We start from the raw sequence: 20,792 nt of genomic DNA, 5'->3' as shown, positions 1-20,792 counted from the left end.
ACCGCGAGACCGGATCGTGACCGGTCCGAGTCCCGATCGGAAGAGGCGGGTATCGAATTCTCGTGTGACTAGAGTGAAAATTGTGACTATGGGTTCTCGTGTGAAATGGGCGGCGCTTGCCGCCGGTGTGGTGGTGATCTGTGCTGCCGCGTTCGGCATCAAGTCGTTGGTCGCCTCGACACCCGACACCGGAGCCGTCGCCGCGATCGACACCTTCGCCGAGGCCTGGAGCCACCAGGACGCGACGACGGCGGCCCGTCACACCACCGCCCCCGAACAGGCGGCCGACGCTCTCTCCCAGACCTTCCAGGCGATGAACGCCAAGGCCGTCGACGTGGTGGTGGAGAAACCCGTCGAGTACAGCGACGGCACCGCGTCGTTCGACCTCAAGAGCACCTGGCACTTCGACAAGGGCCGATCGTTCACGTCCACGAGCTCGGGCACCGCACGTCACCTCTCCGCAGGCTGGCGGGTGACCTGGGAGCCATCGGTGATCTACCCCGGTCTGCCCGTGGGCGGCGGCATCCGCGAGGTCCGGACCGACGCCACGCCCGCACCGGTCATCCGCAGTCGTTCCGGCAAGACCTTCATGTACCTGCAGCCGGTCAACGAGATCGTCCTCGATCCCGCCCTCACCCGAGACCTGCCCGCCTCGGCACGCGCCCTCGCCGACTCGATCGGACCCATCGCACCTCTCGTGACCACCGCGGTGATCAACCAGAAGCTCGTGGCGTCGCAGGGCAAGGCGATCATCGCGGTCACCCTGCGAAATTCCGACATGGAGGTGCTGACCACCGATCCCGGTAGGGTCCCCGGGGTGACCGTCCGCAAGACCGGCATGCTGGTGATGGCCGACCGCCGGTTGTCGTCGCCGCTGGAATCGGGACTGACCAACTACTGGCAGGCGATCCGCGATGCGACCGCGGGCTGGCAGGTCCAGTTGGTCGGTCCGGGACTGGCGCCCCAGCGGCTCGAGGGCGAACAGGGGCCGGCCGGTCCGAATGTGCAGACCTCGATCGACCAGGGCGTCCAGCTGACCCTCGGTGATGCCGCGGTCGAGGTGGGGCAACCGGCCACCATCCTGGCGCTCGATGCCGCCACCGGCGGGATCGTGGGCATGGCCCAGAACTCCTATGCCATCGACCGCGGGACCACCATCGACGCCGCATACCCGGTGGGCACGACGCTCGACCCGGTGCTCGCCGCGGTCGACCGCACCGCCCGCGACGGTCAGCAGAACGCCGACACCGTCCTGGACCGTCTCGGTCTGGGCGTGCAGTTCACCATTCCCGGTGCGAGCGCGCCGAGCGGCGGTCAGCCCGGGGTCGCCACGATCGACTTCCGGCCGCAGAGCACCACGATGTCGATGAGCAACATGGCCGCCCTCGGAGTGGCCTTGGCCCGCGCGGCGTCGGGTACCGGCTCGTCGGTGGCGCCGTTCGTGATCGAGGGAGTGCCCACCAAGGTCGGCGGTGGGGAACTGGGTGACCTCGACCCGGCGCTGACCGCGTCGGTGTGGCAGGCGATGACCACCACCGCCAAGACCGGTGATGCCAGCGACCTCACCAAGGCCGCCGGACTGCGTGCCCTGGTCGGCACCAACGGGCCCGAGGGCCCGGGATGGTTCGTCGGGGTCCAGGGCGGAAAGGTGATCGTGATCTACACCGAGGGTCCCAAGTCGGGTACCGCTGCCCTCCAGGTGGCGCAGAAGTACTTCACCATCCGGTGAGGCCCCGGCCGGGTCAGGCGGTACGGCGCAGCACGAATGCGGCGAGGGCCCGCCAACCCAGCAGGAACAGGGCGAGGACGACGGAGGCGACGATGACGAAGCTCACCGCGATGCCCTCGTGGAGCAGGTAGCGCAGGATCATCCCGACGGTCACCGTGCAGAACCAGATGAGCAGTCCCGCCGGGACGATGCGATCGGGTCGGAACTCCCGGCCGAACCAGTCGCTCGACCGGACGTGGGAGTACACGTAGTCGATCGACCAACCGACGGCCGCGCCGGCCAGGAACGGCCAGAGCGTCTGCAGGACCCCGAGCAGGGCATACCCGTTGTGGTGGGAGGAACGACCGATCAATACGAACACGGTGATGGCGACCGCGTCGATCAACGCGGTGACCGGCAACGACACCGACGACGACGTCGTGGACCCCCCAGAAGTCATGGCCGAACTCGACATGGTCTCCAACGGTAGCGCCATACCCCCGGCAGACGTCAATTCACGTCGTCATCCGGTCGTCGGAACGGGTGCGTGTCCCGTGCGTCGGGCCGGTCGGGGTCGGTCCGGCCGGGATCGGGATGAGGATCGGGGTCGTCGGGTCGTTCGCTGCTCAGCCGTTCGGTGTCGATCTGGTCGGCGTCGGGGTCGAGCCCCAGATCCCGGTCGTACTCGTCCTCGAGGGTGTCGGTGTCGCGGATTCCGGTGCGGAACTTCGCGAGGATCACCACCCAGCCCACCACAGAGACCAGGACATAGCTGACCAGCCGGTACACCAGGACGGCGGTCAACGCATCGGCCGCGGGCATGTCGGCGGTGGTCAGGGCCGGCACGAGCACCGCGTCGACGACGCCGATCCCGCCCGGCAACAACGGCACCGCGGTGCCGACCGCCTTGCCCGCGGCATAGGCGACCATCACACCCGAGATGGCCGGGGTCGCGCCCACCGCCCAGCAGGCGAACAGCAGACAGGCGATGTCGGTGACCCAGTTGAACAGGCTCCATGCGAAGGCCGTCGCGGTGTCGCGGCGCGTGAGCTGGACTGCCCGCAGCTGGTCGAGGATCTCCGACAGCCGTGCGACGCCGTGATCGGCAGGCTTGTTGCGCACCTGGTTGACCCAGACCAACGCCCGCTCGCCACCGGAGTGCAGCGATTCCGGATGCGTTGCCAGGTATTGCAGGACGGCCACCACCGCCACGCATCCGATCACCGAGAACATCAGCGAGAACGGGCTGGTCTTGGCACCCGCCAACACGGCCCCACCGAACCCGAGGATCGCCAGGCCGACTCCGGCCAACAGTCCCGACATGACGACCTGCCAGGACGCCACCACCGGCGAGGCGCCCCACTTGCGGGTCTCCCGGTAGGTGAACGCCGGCGCCAGCACCTGACCGCCTGGCATCGTCTGGCTCAGCGAGTTGGCCGCGAGTACGACGGCGAGCGACTTCACCTGCGAGACCATCACCCCGGCCGACCGCAGCAGTGCCCGCTGCACCTGCGCGAAACTGTCCATCGACAGCATGGCGGCGACGATGCACGCCACCAGCCACACCCAGTCGAGCTGGTCGGTGCGTTCCCACGCCTTCTCCAGGCTGGGCCAGATCAGCACCACTTCGACCGCGAGGATCACCACGACGACGGCGAGCAGAACCCAGCGCGCCCACCAGAAACGGTGGCGCCTGTCGGGGTGCGGCACCGCCGGCGAGTCGGATGACATGTGCCCCAGCCTATCCACAGCTACCCTGACTCCCGTGAGCGATGGCGACTCAGGCGCAATGTCGGCCGAGCGCGGCGGGGCCGCGGCGACGGGCGACGGGGGTTCGGCCCGGTTCCGCGGACTGGCGGATCTCGACCGGTCCAAGGTGCACCCGGTGGTCCGGGCGGGCGCGGAATGGTCATGGCGGCTCCTGCTCATCCTGGTCGCCGTCTACGTGGCCGGCAAGTTGTTCCGGCAGTTCGAAGAGGTCACCGTCCCACTGTGTCTGGCGGTCCTGCTGTCGGCGTTTCTCGTCCCCGCGGTGGACTATCTCAACCGTCGGCGCGTCCCCCGGTCGATCGCGGTGGTGCTGGTGCTGGTGCTCGCGATCGGAGTGGTGGGCACGGTGCTGACCTTCGTCGGCCGGGCCTTCGTCTCCGGGTTCCCGGATCTGACGCACGAGGTGATCGACACCATCGGCCAGCTACGCACGTGGCTGGCCGACGGGCCCCTCAAGGTCGACGAGTCGCAGGTCAGTCACCTGGGCAACAACATCATCTCGCTGATGCAGAACAACCAGGCCCGGCTCGCCAGCGGCGCACTGGCCACGGCAACCACCGCGACCGAGCTGGTCACCGGTGGCCTGCTGATGGTGTTCCTGCTGATCTTCTTCCTCTACGGCGGCGGCCAGATCTGGGAGTTCTGCGCCAAGCTGATCCCGTCGGGATCGCGTGACAAGGTCACTGCGGCCGGTATCGCCGGCTTCGGCACCCTGGTCGCCTACGTGCGGGCGACCGTGGTGGTGGCCCTCGTCGACGCGATCTGCATCGGCATCGGCCTCGCCATCCTGCGTGTGCCGCTCGCGTTGCCGCTGGCCACGGTGATCTTCCTGTTCTCGTTCATCCCGATCGTCGGTGCACTGATCAGCGGGTCGCTGGCGGTGGTCATCGCACTGGTCACCCAGGGATGGATCACCGCGGTGATCGTGCTGGCCATCCTGGTGGGTGTCATGCAGCTGGAAGGCCATGTCCTGCAACCATTCCTGATGGGCCGGTCGGTACGACTGCATCCGGTGGCGGTGGTTCTGGCGATCGCCGCGGGCCTCGTCGCCGCGGGCATCGTCGGCGGGTTGCTCGCGGTACCGCTGATCGCGTTCTGCAACACCGCGATCCGCTACCTGCTCGGCGAACCCCTGATCGAGGTCATCCACGGTGATGGTGCGTTCGAGGCCTCACCCGATCCGCCGATCTGGGATCGGGTCCACCTCGACAAGGCGATCGCCGATGCCGAGGGGCTGTCCGACGAGATCGCCGACGGGTCCGATGTCGACGAGACCCGGACGCCGGACCCGCGCTGAGTCCGGCGTGCCGGCCGGTCCCGATCGGTCCGGTGTGATCAGTCCTGGTCTTGATCGCCGGACCGGCTGCGGCGCAGCAGATCCTGCACGCTGATCCTGTCGCCGTCGCCGTTGTCCCGCGCGTGTCTGTCGGCACCGGTCGAGCGGGCCGCCGGGGTGTCGGTGGGCGCGACGGAGTCGGTTGCCCCACCGGGACGGTTCGGGGCGGACGGTGTGAGTCCCTGCGACAGGCCACGATCCATCGGCGACGGGCCGGACCCGGTACGGCCGGGTGTCGACGGGGATCGGTCCTCCGGGCTCAGCGACGCGGCCAGCGGACGGCGTCCGGTCTGGTCGAGCTCCGGCCGTCGGCTCAGCGGTGACCGGCCTGCGCCCATGGGTGCCGGCGGCTTCTGCGGTGTCGCGGGGGGACCGTTCGATCCCGAATCCGGCTGTGCAGGTGCCGGAGTGGGCCTCGGTGAGGGGCCGGAACGGCGCGCCGGGGGTGTCGACGGGCGCGGCTGCGGCCTGGCCGGACGCCCGGCCGACGGCGGGGCGGGCGGTGTGGTCGCGGCGGGCGGGACGGGGGTGTCCGGCGTGATGACCGGGCGGGGACCCGACACCGGATTGCCGCCGGCGCGCCGTGCGGCAGGCCGCGGGTCGACGTCTCCGGTGGCCTCCACGCCGAGGCGGATACCGCCCTCGCCGAGTCGCCAGCTGCCGGTGTCGGGCCGGTCGACGTTGCGTGGCGAGTACCGGCGTGGCGGCATCGGGCGCTGATCGGCCGGAACCGCGGGGGCCGACGGGGGCATCGGCGGGCGGGGCGCCTGCCGGCGGCCGGTCGGCGGCGCGGACGGGCCCACGCGGGTCGGGGTCGGGCGCGGCCGGTCGGGTTCTGCCGGTTGCGGCCGCGCGTGCTCGCGGGTGGGATTGTCCTGTCCGGCCGGCGCCGGTGGGGTGGCCGGAGCCGATCGTGCCGGAGCCGGTACCGGTGTCGCGGCGGGGGGCTCCTTGCGGACGGAGACCCCGGCGGGACGTGCGGCGCGCATCGCGGTGGTCGGTACCTCCGACACCAAGGTGCCCGCGCTGATCGCGCGCCCGGTCGCCCCGGCGGGCGGGGCGACCATGTCCTCGGGCTCGTCGTCGAGGACGGTCTCACCGAGGCCGACCTTGCGCTGCAGTGTCTGCATCCAGCGGGGCGCCCACCAGCAGTCGTCGCCGAGCAGCTTCATCACCGAAGGCACCAGCAGCATGCGGATGATCGTGGCGTCCAGGATCAGGGCCGCGATCATGCCGTACGCGATGTACTTCATCATCACGATCTCGGAGAAGCCGAACGCACCGGTGACCACCACGAGGATGGCCGCGGCGGCGGTGATCAGACGGCCGGTGTAGGCGGTACCCATGCGGATCGCCTCGGTGGTGGACGCGCCCTTCTGTCTGGCCTCCACCATTCGGGCGAGCAGGAATATCTCGTAGTCGGTGGACAGGCCGAACACGATCGCGATGATCAGCACGAGCACCGCCGCGAACAGCGGACCCGGGGTGAAGTTGGCGAGCGTCGCACCGTGACCGTCGACGAAGATCCAGGTCAGGATGCCGAGTGTGGCGGCGAGGCCGAGTGCCGACATCAGGGCGGCCTTGATCGGCAGCACCACCGAACCGAACGCCAGGAACATCAGCAGACCCGTGATCAGCACCAGCATCACGGCCATCAACGGGAGCCGTTTCAGCAGTGCGTCGATCGAATCCTGGGTGAGGGTCGGCGTACCGGTCACCCACATGCTCACGCCGTCGTGGTTGATCGCCCGCAGATCCTTGATGGCCTCGGCGGCGGTGGTGCGGTCGACCAGACCCGCCGACATCTGCACGACGGCCGGACCGTTGTCGCCGTACGTACCGAACTTGGCGCCGGCGTCGTCGGCGGAGATGCTGAACGGCTTGGTGAAACCGGGGACCTTGCCGGCCGCCTCGGCGATCTCGGCGATCTTCGCATTGGCGGCGGAGTCGTCGGGGTTGTAGGCGATGACGATCTTGACCGCCTCGGTCCGCTCGGTGGGGAAGTACCTGTCGAAGCTCTCCTGCGCGATCCGGCTCGGGTTGTCCGGCGGAAGGTACTGCTCGCTGATACCGCCGAACTTGATACCGCCGAACGGGACGGTGAGCAGCAGCAGGATCAGGATGGTCGGCACCGCGGTGGCCACCGGATGCTGCATCACCCAGCCGGACAGGCGACCCCAGAAACCGTGCTCGATCTGTTCGCGCGACTTGGTGCGACCGGTCAGGTCGGCCACCTTGTGCTCGAGTGATTCGGCCTTGGCCGGGGAGAACTTCCGCACGATCGGGAACAGGGTGAACGACAGCATCCAGCGCAATGACATCGCATCGATGCGGGGTCCCAGGATGCTCAGGATCGCGGGTAGCACGGTGATCGACAGGATGGCGGCCAGCGAGACCGAGAAGATGGCGCCGTAGGCCACCGACTTGAGGAAGCCCTGCGGCATGATCAGCAGACAGGCCAGCGCGGCGACGATGATGGTCGCGGAGAAGACGACGGTCTGACCCGACGTCATCACCGTTCTTCGTACCGCGGCTCTCGTCGTATAGCCCTCGGCGAGTTCTTCGCGGAAGCGGCTGACGATGAACAGGCCGTAGTCGATCGCGATACCGAGGCCGATCAGCGTGACCACCGACTGCGCGAAGATGTTGACCTCGATGGACTGGGCCAGGATCTTCATCATGCCGAGCGATCCGGCGATGGTCAGACCGCCGATCAGTACCGGAAGACACGCCGCGACGACGCCGCCGAAGATGAAGAACAGCATCAGCGCGACCAGCGGCAAGGCGATGACCTCGGCGCGTTTGATGTCGTCGTCCATTCCGCTGGCCATCGCGCCGGCGACCGGCTGTAGGCCGGCCAGCTGGAACGTCGCCCCGGGCATGTCGAATCGTTCGGGGATGTTGTCGAAGAACGGTTGGATGGTCTTGTAGTTGTTCAGGACGGTCGTGTCGTCGTCGCCGGTGACGCCGATGCTGATGAACGCGTGCTGTTTGTCGTCGGTGAACAGTCTGGCGCGTTTGATGTCGAGGGCGGCTTTGCCGCTTGCGCTGGTGTCGGAGCTGTCGAACGGGTCCACCACACCCGGGTCGTTGCGGTTGACGATGTCGGGATGGGCCGCGATCAGGTCGTTGACGAAGTTCTCGACCTTCGCGCCGAACTCGGGGTTGTCGACGGTCGTCCCCTCCGGGGGCGTGACCAGCAGGATCACATCGGAGGTGTGGTCACGGCCGAACGAGCGGTCGGCGACCACCGCGCCCTTGGAGGACTCCGACGTCGGGTCGAACCATCCGCTCTGGCTCAGATACTTGTTGAGGTCCATGCCGTAGAGGCCCAGACCCGCCATGAGTACGACCATGACGGCGATGACGGCGAAGCGCATCCGATAGACGAATGTGCCGATGGCTCCGAACACGCCGAGTCCTTTCGCAGAGATCGGGAAGTGATTCTGTCAGCGCAGCCTGAGGACTCCCTGAAGGATGTGGCCCACCACAGGTGCTCCCGGCCGTGGCCCGCGAGGTGCGGGCACGCGGCCGGCCGACGTCGACGTCAGCGCAGCAGTGCGCCGAGGGGGCGGAACGGGGCGAGCCACGCGCCGTCGTCGGGGAGGGAATCGAGGCCGATGCGCGGCAGCGGCTCACGGAACACGCCCGGGATGTCTTCGAGGTCGATGAACTCCAGTTCCTCGGTGGTCAGCGCCCAGCTGGCGTGTTCGCGGAACCCGATGACGGTGACCGGCGTGCCCTCGGCCGCGATCTCGCGCAGCGGGTCACGGAAGGCCTGCCCGTCGGCGGAGGCCACGATCAGGCCAGCTAATCCAACAGTGTGCCTGCGAAGCTCGATGTGGTCGAGCATGTCGGAGTCGACATCGCTGTCCTCGGACAGTTTCGGCTTGGCGAAGACCGCGTAGCCGACGTTGCGCAGTGCTTCCACCCAGGGGCGGACCACATCGGCGCTACCAGGGACGATGTTGGTGAAGACGGTGGCCTCGGGTTCCACCGCCGACGCCGAGCCGTCGGTGGTGACCGACGCCGATGTGTCGGTGGACACCTCGGCGGCATTCTGCGCGCGGGTGGCCGAGATGTCGGCGGTCCGCGACAGGATCCACCGGCCCAGCGCGTCGAACCGGGGCCGGTGTGCAGCGGTCGGCCGGCCACCGAGGATCGCCCCGAGACCCATGTCCATGTTGGGGGCGTCCCAGACCAGCAGCACCCGCGGTGCGCTCGCCTGCCCGGAGATCGTCTCGGCGAAGCGCGTACGGCCGGGCGAACTGTCGTCGCTCATGGCTGGTCCTCACTGTGGGGGTCTGCTGGGCTGTCGGGGTCTGGGCTGTCGGGGTCTGGGCTGTCGGGGTCGGGGCTATCGGGGTCGGGGGATTCCGATTCCGCACCGCGGCGGGTGGAGACCGGTTTCACATAGACGAACTCGTTGACCTCGCGGCCCTCCCGCTCGGCCCGGCCCTCGAACTTGGTGGTCGGGCGGCTCAGCGAGATCGGGACCGCGGTGGTGGCCGGGACGACGTGCGGTCGGGCGGGGTCCTGGGTGGCCAGCACCTCGGCGATCCACTCGGCGTAGTCGGCGTGATCGGTGGCGATGTGCAGGACACCTCCCTCCCGTAGCCGGTCGGCGATCAGTTCGATGGTCCCGCGCTGCAGGAAACGGCGCTTGTGATGACGTGACTTGGGCCACGGGTCCGGGAAGAACACCCGGACCCCGGTCAGGCTGCCCGTCGGGATCAGCTCCTTGAGCACCACCATCGCGTCGCCGCGGATCAGGCGGATGTTGGTCAGCCCGTTGCGGTCCACGAGACCGAGCAACTGGGCCAGTCCGGGCTTGTAGACCTCGACGGCCACCACATCGACGTCGGGCTCGTCGGCCGCCATCGCCGCGGTCGACACCCCGGTGCCGCTGCCCACCTCGAGGACCCGCGGTGCCTGCCGGCCGAACACCGCGTCGAAGTCGATCGGCGGTTCGGGGGTCTGGGTGTGGTCGACGGACAGATCGCGGCCGAGGGTCGGCCACAGGGTTTCCCAGTTTCGCTGCTGGCCGGGGGTCAGGGTTCCGCGTCGAAAGCGGAAACTCGTGACCCGCGGGTACAGACGCGCACGGTCGAGCGCGTCGCGAGGGGCCGGGTCGGGACTGTTGCTCACCGGTCCATCGTGGCCCATCGCCGCCATTGCCTCACAGTCGACACCCTCATCCTGTGCATTTCCGTCTGCCGGTTCGGCCGATCGGGGGTTAGGCTGCGACCAGCGAAGACGACTGGCCGGACGCAGGGGGAGCGCCATGATCGACGCGAACGGGGAACTCGGGCGGATCCTGGAGGGGGCGCCCGAGGGTGTCACCGGGGTGCCACCGGGCTTCGACACACTCGCATCGCACTACCGTCGGGGACTCACGACCGCGGTCGTGGGTCGGCCCGGCGTGGGCCGGGACACCATGGCGCGCGCGGTCCGCCGCAGGTTGTCGGTGACCACGCTGGGTCCGGGGGAGGACGCCGCGGCACTCGTCGATGCCGATCTGTGGCTGTATGTCCTCACCGGGGTGCCCCGTGCCGACGATCATCGGCTGCTCGACCAGCTGCCGCGGGAACGGACCATCGTGGTCCTGGGCAAGGCGGACACCCACGACGATCCCGAGACCGCGGCCGCCGTCGCGGTGGCGGCCGCCGAGATGATCGGGATGCCGGTCACGCCGGTGTCGGGGCTGTTGGCCTGCGCCGACGTCACCGACGAGGAGTGGGGGTTCCTCACCGAACTCGATGCGTCGGGGGAGTCGATGCCGTCGATGGCCGGCCGGTTCCTGGTCGGGGCACCCGGGAGTCGGGAACGCCGGATGCGACACGGACTGCTGCGTCGGCTCGGCCGGTTCGGCGTGGACGCCGCGCTGACCTGTCTGGCCGACGGCACCGTCGACGATGCGACGTCGTTGAACACCGTCCTGACTGCGATCAGTGGGATCGAGGCGTTGCCGAGCCGGATCGCCGGATGTGTGGCGGCCGTGCGCGGTGAGCGTGAGTCCGACGTGCGGGCCGAGCTCGAACGATGGGCCGCCGAGGGCACCGAGCGGGACATCGCCGAACGGTTGTTGAGGCTGTCGGAGGTGGTGGTCGGGTGAGCGCCGATACGCCGATCCCCGCTGTGCCGATCGGGACGATCCCCGCTGGTGGAGGACGGTCGGCCGACGTCTCCACCGCCTCGATGATCGATCGGGTGCACCGACTGACCGGGGTGCAGGTCGCCGATTGTGGGCCGGCACCGGTCGGCCCGGGGTCGGTGATCGTCACCGGGACCGCCGACATGGAGGTCGACGGTGTCGTCGATGCATGCCGACGACTCGCCCCGGAACTGTCGTTCACCGGATTCGGCGAGCGGACGCGCGTCCCGGGAAGTGCGGTGGCGTTGATGGTGGTGGACCCGTCGTCGGCGATCGGCGACGAGGAACGGGCCCTGCTGAACGGTCTGCGGGCACGGGTCGGCACCGTGGCGCTGGTGTGTACCCGCATCGACGCGTTCTGGGAGTGGCCGCGAATCCTGCGCGGCCACCGTGCGCTCCTCGACCCGGCGTCGGAACTGCCGGTCTTCGCGGTGTCGGTGGCCGCCGCCGATGCCGGCGCCGACGACGAGTCGGGCGTCGCGGATCTCGCCGACTGGCTGGCGGAGACGACGGCGGCACCACCGGCGACACGTGCCGAGCGGGCACGGATGGGGATCTGCCTGGGCGAACTCGACCGGACGCTCGCCGATGTGGTGGCCGCCGACCTGGCCGCGGGTACCGCGCTGCCGGCCGCCGACGACCCCGGTGCCCAGCGGCTGACCGCTCTGCGCCAGCATCTCGTCGCGACCCGTGATCGAGGACGCAACGACCGGCTCGGGGCGATCCGTGCAGGTCTTGCCGGGGTGCGCGCCAGTGCCCTCGCCGATGTGGCGGTCGGTGTCCGGTCGGCGGGCGCGATCGCGACGGCCCGCTGCTCCCGGCCCGGATGCCGGACCGACGAGCACGCTCACCGGCTCGACGCCGAGATCACGGCCCTGGGTGCCCGCATCGACGACATCGTGACCGAACGGCTGGAGGAGGTCTCGGCCGTCGCACTGCTCGGTGTCGAGGGGGCAGATGTGGCCATGCCGGAACCGGATACGCCGCTGGAACAGGTGCGCAGACCGCTGCCCACCGGGCGGCGCGGCGCCGAGGACGCGCTGGTGGTGCTGATCGGTGCGTCCACCGGATTGGGGGTCGGACGGCTGGCAGTGGCACCGATGGCGTCGGTACAGACCCTGCAGTGGATCTCGATGCCGTTGACTCTGGCGCTGGGTGTCGCGGCGGCGATCTGGGTGATCCGGGTGCGCCGGGCGACCGTGCGCCGCACCGACCTGCGCGGATGGTCCCTGGACGTGCTCGCCGATACGCGGGGGCGCCTCGAACACCGCGTCGCGATGCGCGTCGCCGCCGCCGAATCCCGACTCGCCGGGCAGATCGGGCGGCATCATGACCGGCGCGCCCGGCAGGTGGCCGAGCAGGTGGGCGAGATCGACCGGCGGTTACGGGAGCTGCGCGGATCGGCGGCCCGGGAGCACAAGGCCAGGACGGACTATGCCCAGCAGGTGCGGGCCCTGCGCGTCGAGGTCGCCGGTCGGGCCGAGGAGATCTGGGCGGGTCGGGACGGGGAACAGACAGGCCGGGAACAGGCAGGTCGGGAACAGGCAGGTCGGGAACAGGCAGGTCGGGAACGAGGAGAAGGGGAGTGTCGTGGTGGATCCGTTCATGTCGGGTGAGGGGGCGGAGTCCGAACCACTGCAGTTCGGCGGGGTCGACGACCCGCTGGGGGTGGAATCGGCAGCCCATGTACCGGTGTTCCCCGACGAACCGTTGCCGGGCGAGGTCGAGCCCGGCGGGGACGTCACCGACCACCTCTGGATGCATGACGGCGGGCGGATCTGGGATCTGGGGCCGGCCGATGTCGACACCGATGCCGACGGGGTCGACGACTCGCTCACCCGCAACGGGCCGGAGGGCTTGACCGTCTACACCGACGCCGACCGGGACGGCCAGGTGGACACGATCACCCGCGTCGGCGCCGACGGCAGCTACGCCGCGCAGGTGCTCGACCCGGGGACCGGGCGTTGGGTACCGACGGATTCGGGTCGACTGGAGTGACCTCGCGGTGGCGGCGCCGTGTACCGATCTTCGCCGGCCGAGTGCGGTCGACACGGTTTTCGCCAGGTACGAAAGTCGCCGATTGGTGGGTAAAAGGGCCGGTCAGGGGCCTGATTCGCTGGGTTGGCGGTTCTGTGCCGAATGTGGAAATGTGGCGTAGACCGCATCTGTCGGCCCCAGGCCAAAACGGGCGTTCGGTCATCGTATCCTGAGATGAAGCCGCCGTACCGGCCGCCGACTTGAGTGGCCGACTCCGAGGAGGAGAAATGACCTCAACCACAATTCCCGGATTGGATCCGAGCAGCGCTCCCACCAAACATCAGGGGCTGTTGGCATGGGTCGCCGAAGTCGCCGAGCTGACCCAGCCCGACCGCGTCGTCTGGTCGGACGGCAGTGACGAGGAGTGGGCACGGCTCACCGAGCACCTCGTGACCGCCGGCACCCTGGTGAAGCTCGACGACGAGAAGAAGCCGAACTCCTACCTCGCGAAGTCCGACCCCGCCGACGTCGCCCGGGTCGAGTCGCGCACCTTCATCTGCTCGACCTCCGAGGAGGACGCGGGCCCGACCAACAACTGGGTCGCCCCGGCCGAGATGCGTGCCACCATGACCGAGCTGTACCGGGGCAGCATGCGCGGCCGCACCATGTTCGTCATCCCGTTCTGCATGGGCCCGCTGGGCTCGGATGATCCCAAATTGGGTGTCGAGCTGACCGATTCCGAGTACGTCGTGCTGTCCATGCGGGTCATGACCCGCGTCGGCCCGCAGGTCCTCGAAGCCCTCGGCGACGACGGCTTCTTCGTCAAGGGTCTGCACTCGGTGGGTGCTCCGCTGGAGCCGGGCCAGGCAGATGTGCCGTGGCCCTGCAACCCGGACAAGTACATCACCCACTTCCCCGAGGACCGTGAGATCTGGTCCTACGGCTCGGGTTACGGTGGCAACGCGCTCCTCGGAAAGAAGTGCTATGCGCTTCGCATCGCCTCGGTGATCGCCCGTGACGAGGGCTGGATGGCCGAGCACATGCTGATCCTGAAGCTGACCAGCCCGGAGAACAAGGTCTACTTCGTCGCCGCGGCCTTCCCGAGCGCCTGCGGCAAGACCAACCTCGCGATGATCCAGCCCACCATCCCGGGTTGGAAGGCCGAGACCGTCGGCGACGACATCGCCTGGATGCACTTCGGCGAGGACGGCCGCCTGTACGCGATCAACCCGGAGTTCGGATTCTTCGGTGTCGCCCCGGGCACCAGCGAGGACTCGAACCCGAACGCGATGCGCACCATCGAGGCCGGAAACACCCTGTACACCAACGTCGCCGAGACCGACGACGGTGACATCTGGTGGGAGGGGATCGGTACCGACGCCCCGCCCCATCTGACCGACTGGCTCGGTAACGACTGGACTCCGGAGTCGGATCATCCTGCCGCACATCCGAACTCGCGCTACTGCACCCCGATCTCGCAGTGCCCGTCGCTGGCGAGCGAGTGGGACGACCCGAAGGGTGTGCCGATCTCGGCGATCCTGTTCGGCGGCCGTCGCAAGACCACCGTGCCGCTGGTGACCGAGGCCCGCGACTGGCAGAACGGTGTCTTCATGGGTGCCACCGTCGGTTCCGAGCAGACCGCCGCCGCCGAGGGTCAGGTGGGCACCGTCCGCCGCGACCCGATGGCCATGCTGCCGTTCATGGGTTACCACGTCGGCGACTACTTCCAGCACTGGATCGACCTCGGCAAGAACGCCGACGCATCCAAGCTGCCGAAGATCTTCTACGTCAACTGGTTCCGTCGTGGCGACGACGGCCGCTTCCTGTGGCCCGGATTCGGTGAGAACAGCCGCGTGCTGAAGTGGATCATCGGCCGGATCGAGGGCGCGAACGAGGGCGTGCAGACACCGGTCGGCATCGTCGCGAAGCCGGAGGAGATCGACGTCACAGGTCTCGACGAGCCGGCCGAGGACCTCGTCGCCGCCCTCGACTTCGACGCCGACGAGTGGCGCCGTGAGATCCCGCTGATCGAGGAGTTGTTCGAGTTCGTCGGCGACAAGTTGCCGACCAGCCTGCAGGACGAGCTCGACCAGCTCAAGCAGCGCCTCGCCGAGTGACCCACCCCTGAGGCGGGTTGCGCCGTCCCCATCCGGTACGTCCGTTCCGGTCCCGCGGGGTGAGAGTCGCATCCCAACCCTCCAGCTCTCCTTGAGCTGAGGTGCCCGCTCTCGGGTATCGTTGCCCCCTATGAGACTTCGCTCATGGGGGGCAACGTTCGTTTCTGCGGCAGCCATCGCGACCTCGGTCGGGGCCGGGGCGGCCGTCGCGGAACCCGCTCCGACCACGGTGACGTCGCGCTACGTCGACTCCGCGATCGTCAACGGGATTCCCACCTTCGGCGGGATCTCCGGAATCGATCGGCTCGCCAATGCCGAGTACGCGATGATCTCGACCGACGTGGGCCGCGCCGGACCGGCACGGTTCTACACCACCCATGTCGGCTACAACAGCGATGCGGGCCTGCTCGGCGCCGCCCAGGTGAACCTGGGTGGCGGTGGCACGGTCCTGAGTCCGCAGAACCTTCCGCTGCTCCCCGGCGACGCCCAATTCGAGGGCATCCGACGTGTCGGCGGCGGCTATGTGGTCGTCAGCGGCGGCAATCACCAGTTCATCCGGCAGATCGGCCCGATCGGTACGTTCGTCCGTGACCTGCCGTTGCCGAAGGCATGGCGCCCCACCACGAAGGCCGGCGTCAACGGCCAGAAGGGGCTCACCGGCGTCACCGTCGGACCCAACGGGGAGATCAGCGTGATCACCGCAGGCGCCCTGCGTCAGGATCCGGGCGGCACCGCACGCCTTCTGACCTATGCCGGACGGGGCACCAAGGAGTTCGTCTACCGTCCCGGCGGCGGTCGGGTGGTCGCCGACGTGCTCGCGGTCAACAGCACCGACTTCCTGGTCCTCGAGCGCGGCAAGGGGCGAGTCACCCGGATCTTCTGGGCCACCACCGACGGCGCCCAGCAGGTTGGCGGTTCGGCGAAACTGGCCGGCACCGAGAAGGCGATGCGCAAGGTGGAGATCTTCTCCACCGATCCGGTGCCACGTCTGGCGGCGGGCAACATGTCGTCGATGGCGTGGGGCAACTGGATGGCCGACCGTCCGGGCGACAAGTTCCGCGCGCGCATGCTCTATGTGGTGACCAATGACATGTTCGCCGGGCCCACCCGTCTGCATGCCTTCGAGGTGCGTTTCCCGCGGCGCTGACGCAGGTGTAGGCCATTCCGGGCCGGTTTCGGGTGCCGGCCTGGGGGTCGACCTCAGGGAGATTCCTGATAGCGTCGCCGCCCGCAACCTGGCACCGTGGTGGCCATGACATCAGCGCACGCACAGATTCCCCGCAGCGAGCCCGACACGGTGGCCGCCGGTGCCGAGGATCTCACGAAGGTCTACGGGGCGGGTGATACCGCGGTCCATGCGTTGCGCGGAGTCACCATCGAGTTCGCCACCGGCGAGTTCACTGCGATCATGGGGCCGTCGGGGTCCGGGAAATCGACGCTCATGCACTGCCTCGCCGGTCTCGACGACGCGACCGGTGGTCGAGCCTACATCGGCGACGACAACCTGACCGGTCTGTCCGACAAGGAGATGACCAGACTCCGTCGCGACCGCATCGGCTTCGTCTTCCAGTCGTTCAACCTCGTCCCCACCCTGACTGCCGCGGAGAACATCACCCTGCCCCTCGACATCGCGGGCCGCGACGTCGACCAGCAGTGGTTCGACACGGTGGTCCACCGACTCGGCATCACCGACCGGCTCGGCCATCTGCCCACCGAACTGTCGGGTGGCCAGCAGCAGCGTGTTGCGTGCGCCCGGGCGCTGGTCGGCCGGCCCGCCATCATCTTCGGCGACGAACCCACCGGCAACCTGGACTCCCGCTCGTCCGGTGAGGTGCTGGCGATCCTGCGGGCGGCCACCGACGAGTTCGGCCAGACCGTCGTGATCGTCACCCACGACCCGCGTGCCGCGTCCTACGCCGACCGCGTGGTGTTCCTCGCCGACGGTCAGATCGTGCGTGAGCTCAGCCGTCCGAGTGCCGACGACGTCTTCGAGGTGATGCGTCACCTCGACGGCGCGGTTCCCGCGGATCCTGCCGAGCAGGCGGACCGTCCCGGTCCCGTGGAGGCCGGCGGCAAGCACGAGGCATCCGGTATCTCCACCGACCCGACCACGCAGGGCACCGAGGCTCGCTGAGACCATGACAACTTCCTCGGTGATGCGGAAGGTCTCCACCAGAAACCTTCGCGCACATAAACTCCGGCTCGTCCTCACCGTCTTCTCGATCGTCTTGGGCACGTCCTTCGTCGCCGGGTCGATCGTGTTCACCTCGTCCATCTCCAACGCGTTCAACTCGATCTTCGACAACACGATCCCCGGTGTCGCCGTACAGGTCACCCCGGAACGGTCGGCGGCGGCCGGCATCCCGGACTCGGTGGTGGCCGACCTGTCCGGCCGCAAGGACGAACTCGGGATCGCCAGGATCGAGACCAACCAGGAAGGTTCGGTCACCCTGGCAGGGGCCGACGGCAAGGCGGTGCAGACCGGTGGCGCACCCAGCGTCGGAACCGCGTATGTCCCTGCCGGCCAGGCGATCTCACCTGAGACGATTCTCCCCGGCGGCCGCGGGCCGACCGGGCCCGGCGAGATCGCGATCAACGCGTCGGCGGCCGAGAAGGCCGGACTCCGCGTCGGGTCGAAGACCAAGGTCGTGATCGGGCAGGGCAACAGCACCCCACTCGAGGTCACCGTGGTCGGATTGGTCGACCTGCCGAGCTCGACCGGCGGTTACGTCGACGTGCAATTCGACCAGGCGACCGCCAACCAGCTGTTCTCCGACGGCAGTCACGTTGCGGCGGTGAACATGTCGGCGGTGAAGGGCGTCGACGACGGCGAGCTCGCGCAGCGTGTGAGGACCGCCCTGAACTCCGACGACTACAAGGTCCGTACCGCCGCGCAGGTCCGCGACGACCAGAAGGCCCAGGTCAACGAGTTCCTGACGATCTTCACCGGAATCCTGTTGGCATTCGCGGCGATCGGTCTGATCGTCGGAACCTTCATCATCTACAACACCTTCTCGATGATCGTGGCGCAGCGTAACCGTGAGCTCGCGCTGCTCCGGGCGATCGGCGCGAGCCGTCCGCAGGTGTCGCGGTCGGTGCTGTTCGAGGCGTTCATCGTCGGCGTGATCGGTGGTGCCGTCGGGCTGGGTATCGGCGTCGGTCTGGCGGCTGCGCTGAAGGCCATCATCGGTGCGACCTCGGGCCTCCCCGACGGTCCACTGCAAGTGGGTGTCTGGGCGGTGTTGGCCGCATTGTTCGTCGGCATCGTGGTCACCATGGTGAGCGCATGGGTGCCCGCGGTGCGTGCATCACGGGTGTCGCCGGTGGAGGCGATGCGGGCCGGCGTGACCGAGGGATCGGCGCCGCTACGTACCCGCACCCTGGTGGGCGTGGTGTTCCTGCTGGTCGCGATCGGCACGATCGTCTGGGGAGCACTGGGCGAGGGCCTGTTCCGCGCGATCATGGTCGGGGCCGGTGCCGGTGCCGCCATCGTGGCGACGGTCCTGGCCGGACCGGCGTTGTCGCGGCCGGTGGTCGGCGCACTGGGCAGGGTGATCGGCGCCCCGTTCGGTACGGTCGGGCGACTCGCGCGGACGAATGCCGTTCGTAATCCGCGACGTTCGGCGGCCACCGCATTCGCGTTGACCCTCGGCATCATGCTGGTGGCGGTGATCGGCACGCTCGGCAGCTCGTTCAAGGGCACCGTCGACAGCGCCGTCGACAACGGGGTGCGCGCTGACTACATCGTCACGGGCACCAACAACATGCCGCTGGCACCGACCGTCTTCGAGGCAGTGAAGAAGGTGCCGGGCATCGCCGATGCGGTGTCGTTCGGCATGGTGCAGACACAGATCGACGGGGTCGACCGCAGCGGATTCGCCGCGCTCGGGGACGACCTCGCCGCGGTGTCGGTGGTCACCATGCTCGACGGCGCATCCGATCAGCTGCCCGCCGACGGCATGTTCATCAGCGCCCGCACCGCCGAGGACCGTGGGTGGAAACGGGGCCAGACCCTGACCTTCGCCGCGCCGGACGGGACGACCGTCCCGGTCACGGTGTCGGGGGTGTATGAGGACAACGAGTCGCTACAGCCGTGGGTTGTCGGCTCTCAGGTGTACGACAAGATCATCCCGCCGATGGCGCGCGCCACCTTCGGGGTGTTCGTGAAAGCCGACCCCGGGACGAATCCGGACACCCTGCGGACCGATCTCGAGAGCGCGACCGCGGACTACCTGACGGTTCAGGTGCAGAGCCGCGAGCAGTACAAGAACAGCATCTCGTCGCAGATCGACCAGATGTTGGGCACGCTGTACGCGATGCTCGGATTGGCGCTGGTGATCGCGGTTCTCGGCATCATCAACACGCTCGCGCTGTCGGTGGTGGAACGTAAGCGGGAGATCGGCATGCTGCGTGCGATCGGAACGTTGCGCAGCCAGATCCGCCGCACGATCTACATCGAGTCCACCCTCATCGCGATCTACGGTGCGGTGCTCGGGGTGATCCTCGGAACGGTCATCGGGTGGGCACTCGTGCGCACACTCGCCCGGTGGGGCCTCGGTGACCCGGTGATCCCGTGGACACTGATCGTGTGGACCCTGGTCGGTTCTGCGGTGGTCGGCGTCCTGGCGGCGCTGTGGCCAGGGATCCGTGCGGCACGGACCAAACCGCTCGAGGCGATCGCCGAGGGCTGACCCGCCGATCGGATGACCGACACCGGATTACCGGTGTCGGTCATTTGGCAGAATCATCGACATGACCCAACCGCCGGGGGAGCCCAGAGACCCGAACCAGCAACCGCCGCACACGCGCGCATTCGGGCCCGACGACAATCCGGCGATCCCACCGGAGGCGACCTACGGCTATGGCTACACCGCCGGACCGCCGCCGTCGCCGCCCGGTGGCCACGGCGGATCGAATGGCGGCGGATCGAACGGCGGCGGCGGGAATCGGCGCACGCTGTACCTGTCGATCGCGGCACTCGTCGCGCTGATCCTGGTGATCGGACTCGCCGCCCTGGTCTTCAAGGGAAGGAGCGGCGACAACACGTCCGCCGCGAGTTCGACCACGTCCACGCCTGCGTCGTCGCAAGCCTCGTCGACGACCAGCACCGGCACCACCACGTCGACGACGCAGGAGACCACCACCACGCCCACTTCGACGGTGGTCGCCGGGTCGGTGGTCTACCAGCTCACCGGCAACGGTGACGTGATCGGGCTGCGCTACCGCAGTGGCGGCGATTCGGTGTTCGTCGCCGCCACCGGGACACCGTGGTCGCAGCACACGCGCATCGACGACGGCAATGCCGAGCTGACCGCCATCGTGGTTCGGGGTCCGGTGACCTGCACGATCATGCAGGGGACCGAACTGCTCTCGTCGGCCACCAGCAACGGCGGCCCCCTACGGTGCGGAGCCCAGCTGCCCGAGTAGGCGCACAAGCAATGTCGTGAGGTTGTCGATATCGATCAGACACCGGCACATGATGATTGAGCCGTGTCGAGATTTCCGCCAGCCCACGTCGGAAGCCGACCACCTCTGAGGTGGTCACCTACCGGCGCAATGTGACGGAGGTTTCGACGGACGGGCGGCCTCGCTGGCGCGAGGACGTCCTGCTCAACGAGCCACGGGGGCACGATGGTTGAGCCGATGAGGAGTGTAGCGACGAGGCGTGTCGAAATCTCTGTCGGCCGGGTTGCTGAGGTGGCCACCTCTGAGGTGGTCGCCGCCTGACGT

At 68.7% G+C, this 20,792-nt stretch carries 15 protein-coding genes; 10 read left to right on the top strand and 5 right to left on the bottom strand.

Annotated features, from left to right (window positions below):
- Nucleotides 1-88: 88 nt before the first annotated feature.
- Nucleotides 89-1,729, top strand: a complete 1,641-nt coding sequence (locus tag ACWDUA_RS00975; RefSeq protein ID WP_449749137.1) for an NTF2-like N-terminal transpeptidase domain-containing protein — start codon at nt 89-91, stop codon at nt 1,727-1,729.
- Nucleotides 1,730-1,742: 13 nt separating this feature from the next.
- On the opposite strand, the gene ACWDUA_RS00970 is transcribed toward ACWDUA_RS00975, so the two are convergent.
- Entirely contained in the window at nt 1,743-2,168 is a 426-nt protein-coding gene (locus ACWDUA_RS00970) for a DUF3054 domain-containing protein (RefSeq protein ID WP_449749136.1), read from the bottom strand.
- A gap of 50 nt (nt 2,169-2,218) precedes the next feature.
- Nucleotides 2,219-3,439 (bottom strand): lysylphosphatidylglycerol synthase transmembrane domain-containing protein, encoded by a 1,221-nt coding sequence (locus tag ACWDUA_RS00965; protein ID WP_449749135.1) that lies wholly within the window; start codon nt 3,437-3,439, stop codon nt 2,219-2,221.
- A gap of 58 nt (nt 3,440-3,497) precedes the next feature.
- On the opposite strand from ACWDUA_RS00965, the gene ACWDUA_RS00960 reads away from it, so the two are divergent.
- A complete protein-coding gene (locus tag ACWDUA_RS00960; RefSeq protein ID WP_449749382.1) occupies nt 3,498-4,775 on the top strand; it encodes an AI-2E family transporter in 1,278 nt (425 codons plus the stop codon).
- Between the two features lie 38 nt (nt 4,776-4,813).
- Here the strand turns inward: ACWDUA_RS00960 and ACWDUA_RS00955 are convergent, their stop codons facing one another.
- The 3 genes from ACWDUA_RS00955 to trmB form a co-directional block, all read right to left on the bottom strand.
- Nucleotides 4,814-8,227 carry an MMPL family transporter gene (locus tag ACWDUA_RS00955; RefSeq protein ID WP_449749134.1) on the bottom strand — a complete coding sequence of 1,138 codons (3,414 nt, stop codon included), beginning with the start codon at nt 8,225-8,227 and terminating at the stop codon, nt 4,814-4,816.
- Nucleotides 8,228-8,361: 134 nt separating this feature from the next.
- Nucleotides 8,362-9,096 (bottom strand): NYN domain-containing protein, encoded by a 735-nt coding sequence (locus ACWDUA_RS00950; protein ID WP_449749133.1) that lies wholly within the window; start codon nt 9,094-9,096, stop codon nt 8,362-8,364.
- Nucleotides 9,093-9,980: a tRNA (guanosine(46)-N7)-methyltransferase TrmB gene (gene trmB / locus ACWDUA_RS00945; protein WP_449749381.1), complete on the bottom strand. Its 888-nt coding sequence runs from the start codon at nt 9,978-9,980 to the stop codon at nt 9,093-9,095. Before trmB ends, ACWDUA_RS00950 begins: the two co-directional genes overlap by 4 nt.
- 118 nt (nt 9,981-10,098) lie before the next feature.
- On the opposite strand from trmB, the gene ACWDUA_RS00940 reads away from it, so the two are divergent.
- From ACWDUA_RS00940 to ACWDUA_RS00905, 8 genes are all read left to right on the top strand, one after another.
- Nucleotides 10,099-10,929 (top strand): hypothetical protein, encoded by an 831-nt coding sequence (locus tag ACWDUA_RS00940; protein WP_449749132.1) that lies wholly within the window; start codon nt 10,099-10,101, stop codon nt 10,927-10,929.
- Nucleotides 10,926-12,584, top strand: coding sequence for a hypothetical protein (locus ACWDUA_RS00935; protein ID WP_449749131.1), 1,659 nt, complete (start codon nt 10,926-10,928; stop codon nt 12,582-12,584). The genes ACWDUA_RS00940 and ACWDUA_RS00935 overlap by 4 nt, the downstream gene beginning before the upstream one ends.
- On the top strand, nt 12,562-12,966 hold the full coding sequence (locus ACWDUA_RS00930; RefSeq protein WP_449749130.1) for a DUF6802 family protein: 405 nt from the start codon (nt 12,562-12,564) through the stop codon (nt 12,964-12,966). Before ACWDUA_RS00935 ends, ACWDUA_RS00930 begins: the two co-directional genes overlap by 23 nt.
- A gap of 266 nt (nt 12,967-13,232) precedes the next feature.
- A complete protein-coding gene (locus ACWDUA_RS00925; RefSeq protein WP_449749129.1) occupies nt 13,233-15,062 on the top strand; it encodes a phosphoenolpyruvate carboxykinase (GTP) in 1,830 nt (609 codons plus the stop codon).
- A 130-nt stretch (nt 15,063-15,192) separates the two neighbouring features.
- Nucleotides 15,193-16,209, top strand: coding sequence for an esterase-like activity of phytase family protein (locus ACWDUA_RS00920; protein ID WP_449749128.1), 1,017 nt, complete (start codon nt 15,193-15,195; stop codon nt 16,207-16,209).
- Between the two features lie 105 nt (nt 16,210-16,314).
- Nucleotides 16,315-17,196 carry an ABC transporter ATP-binding protein gene (locus tag ACWDUA_RS00915; RefSeq protein WP_449749127.1) on the top strand — a complete coding sequence of 294 codons (882 nt, stop codon included), beginning with the start codon at nt 16,315-16,317 and terminating at the stop codon, nt 17,194-17,196.
- Nucleotides 17,197-17,200: 4 nt separating this feature from the next.
- The gene (locus ACWDUA_RS00910; protein WP_449749126.1) at nt 17,201-19,753 is read left to right on the top strand and encodes an ABC transporter permease; all 2,553 of its coding nucleotides are present in this window, start codon (nt 17,201-17,203) and stop codon (nt 19,751-19,753) included.
- A 61-nt stretch (nt 19,754-19,814) separates the two neighbouring features.
- Complete coding sequence (locus ACWDUA_RS00905; protein ID WP_449749125.1) at nt 19,815-20,489, top strand: hypothetical protein; 675 nt, start codon at nt 19,815-19,817, stop codon at nt 20,487-20,489.
- Nucleotides 20,490-20,792: the final 303 nt, after the last annotated feature.

It is taken from the genome of Gordonia sp. NPDC003376, from assembly GCF_053589235.1.
The sequence above is the reverse complement of the archived record's forward strand: the minus strand, read 5'-3'. Positions and strand labels throughout refer to the sequence as shown.

Coding starts and splice junctions, on each gene's coding strand:
- ACWDUA_RS00975 (WP_449749137.1), top strand. CDS start 89: ATGGGTTCTCGTGTGAAATGGGCGGCGCTTGCCGCCGGTGTGGTGGTG.
- ACWDUA_RS00970 (WP_449749136.1), bottom strand. CDS start 2,168: ATGACTTCTGGGGGGTCCACGACGTCGTCGTCGGTGTCGTTGCCGGTC.
- ACWDUA_RS00965 (WP_449749135.1), bottom strand. CDS start 3,439: ATGTCATCCGACTCGCCGGCGGTGCCGCACCCCGACAGGCGCCACCGT.
- ACWDUA_RS00960 (WP_449749382.1), top strand. CDS start 3,498: ATGTCGGCCGAGCGCGGCGGGGCCGCGGCGACGGGCGACGGGGGTTCG.
- ACWDUA_RS00950 (WP_449749133.1), bottom strand. CDS start 9,096: ATGAGCGACGACAGTTCGCCCGGCCGTACGCGCTTCGCCGAGACGATC.
- trmB (WP_449749381.1), bottom strand. CDS start 9,980: ATGGGCCACGATGGACCGGTGAGCAACAGTCCCGACCCGGCCCCTCGC.
- ACWDUA_RS00940 (WP_449749132.1), top strand. CDS start 10,099: ATGATCGACGCGAACGGGGAACTCGGGCGGATCCTGGAGGGGGCGCCC.
- ACWDUA_RS00925 (WP_449749129.1), top strand. CDS start 13,233: ATGACCTCAACCACAATTCCCGGATTGGATCCGAGCAGCGCTCCCACC.
- ACWDUA_RS00920 (WP_449749128.1), top strand. CDS start 15,193: ATGAGACTTCGCTCATGGGGGGCAACGTTCGTTTCTGCGGCAGCCATC.
- ACWDUA_RS00915 (WP_449749127.1), top strand. CDS start 16,315: ATGACATCAGCGCACGCACAGATTCCCCGCAGCGAGCCCGACACGGTG.
- ACWDUA_RS00910 (WP_449749126.1), top strand. CDS start 17,201: ATGACAACTTCCTCGGTGATGCGGAAGGTCTCCACCAGAAACCTTCGC.
- ACWDUA_RS00905 (WP_449749125.1), top strand. CDS start 19,815: ATGACCCAACCGCCGGGGGAGCCCAGAGACCCGAACCAGCAACCGCCG.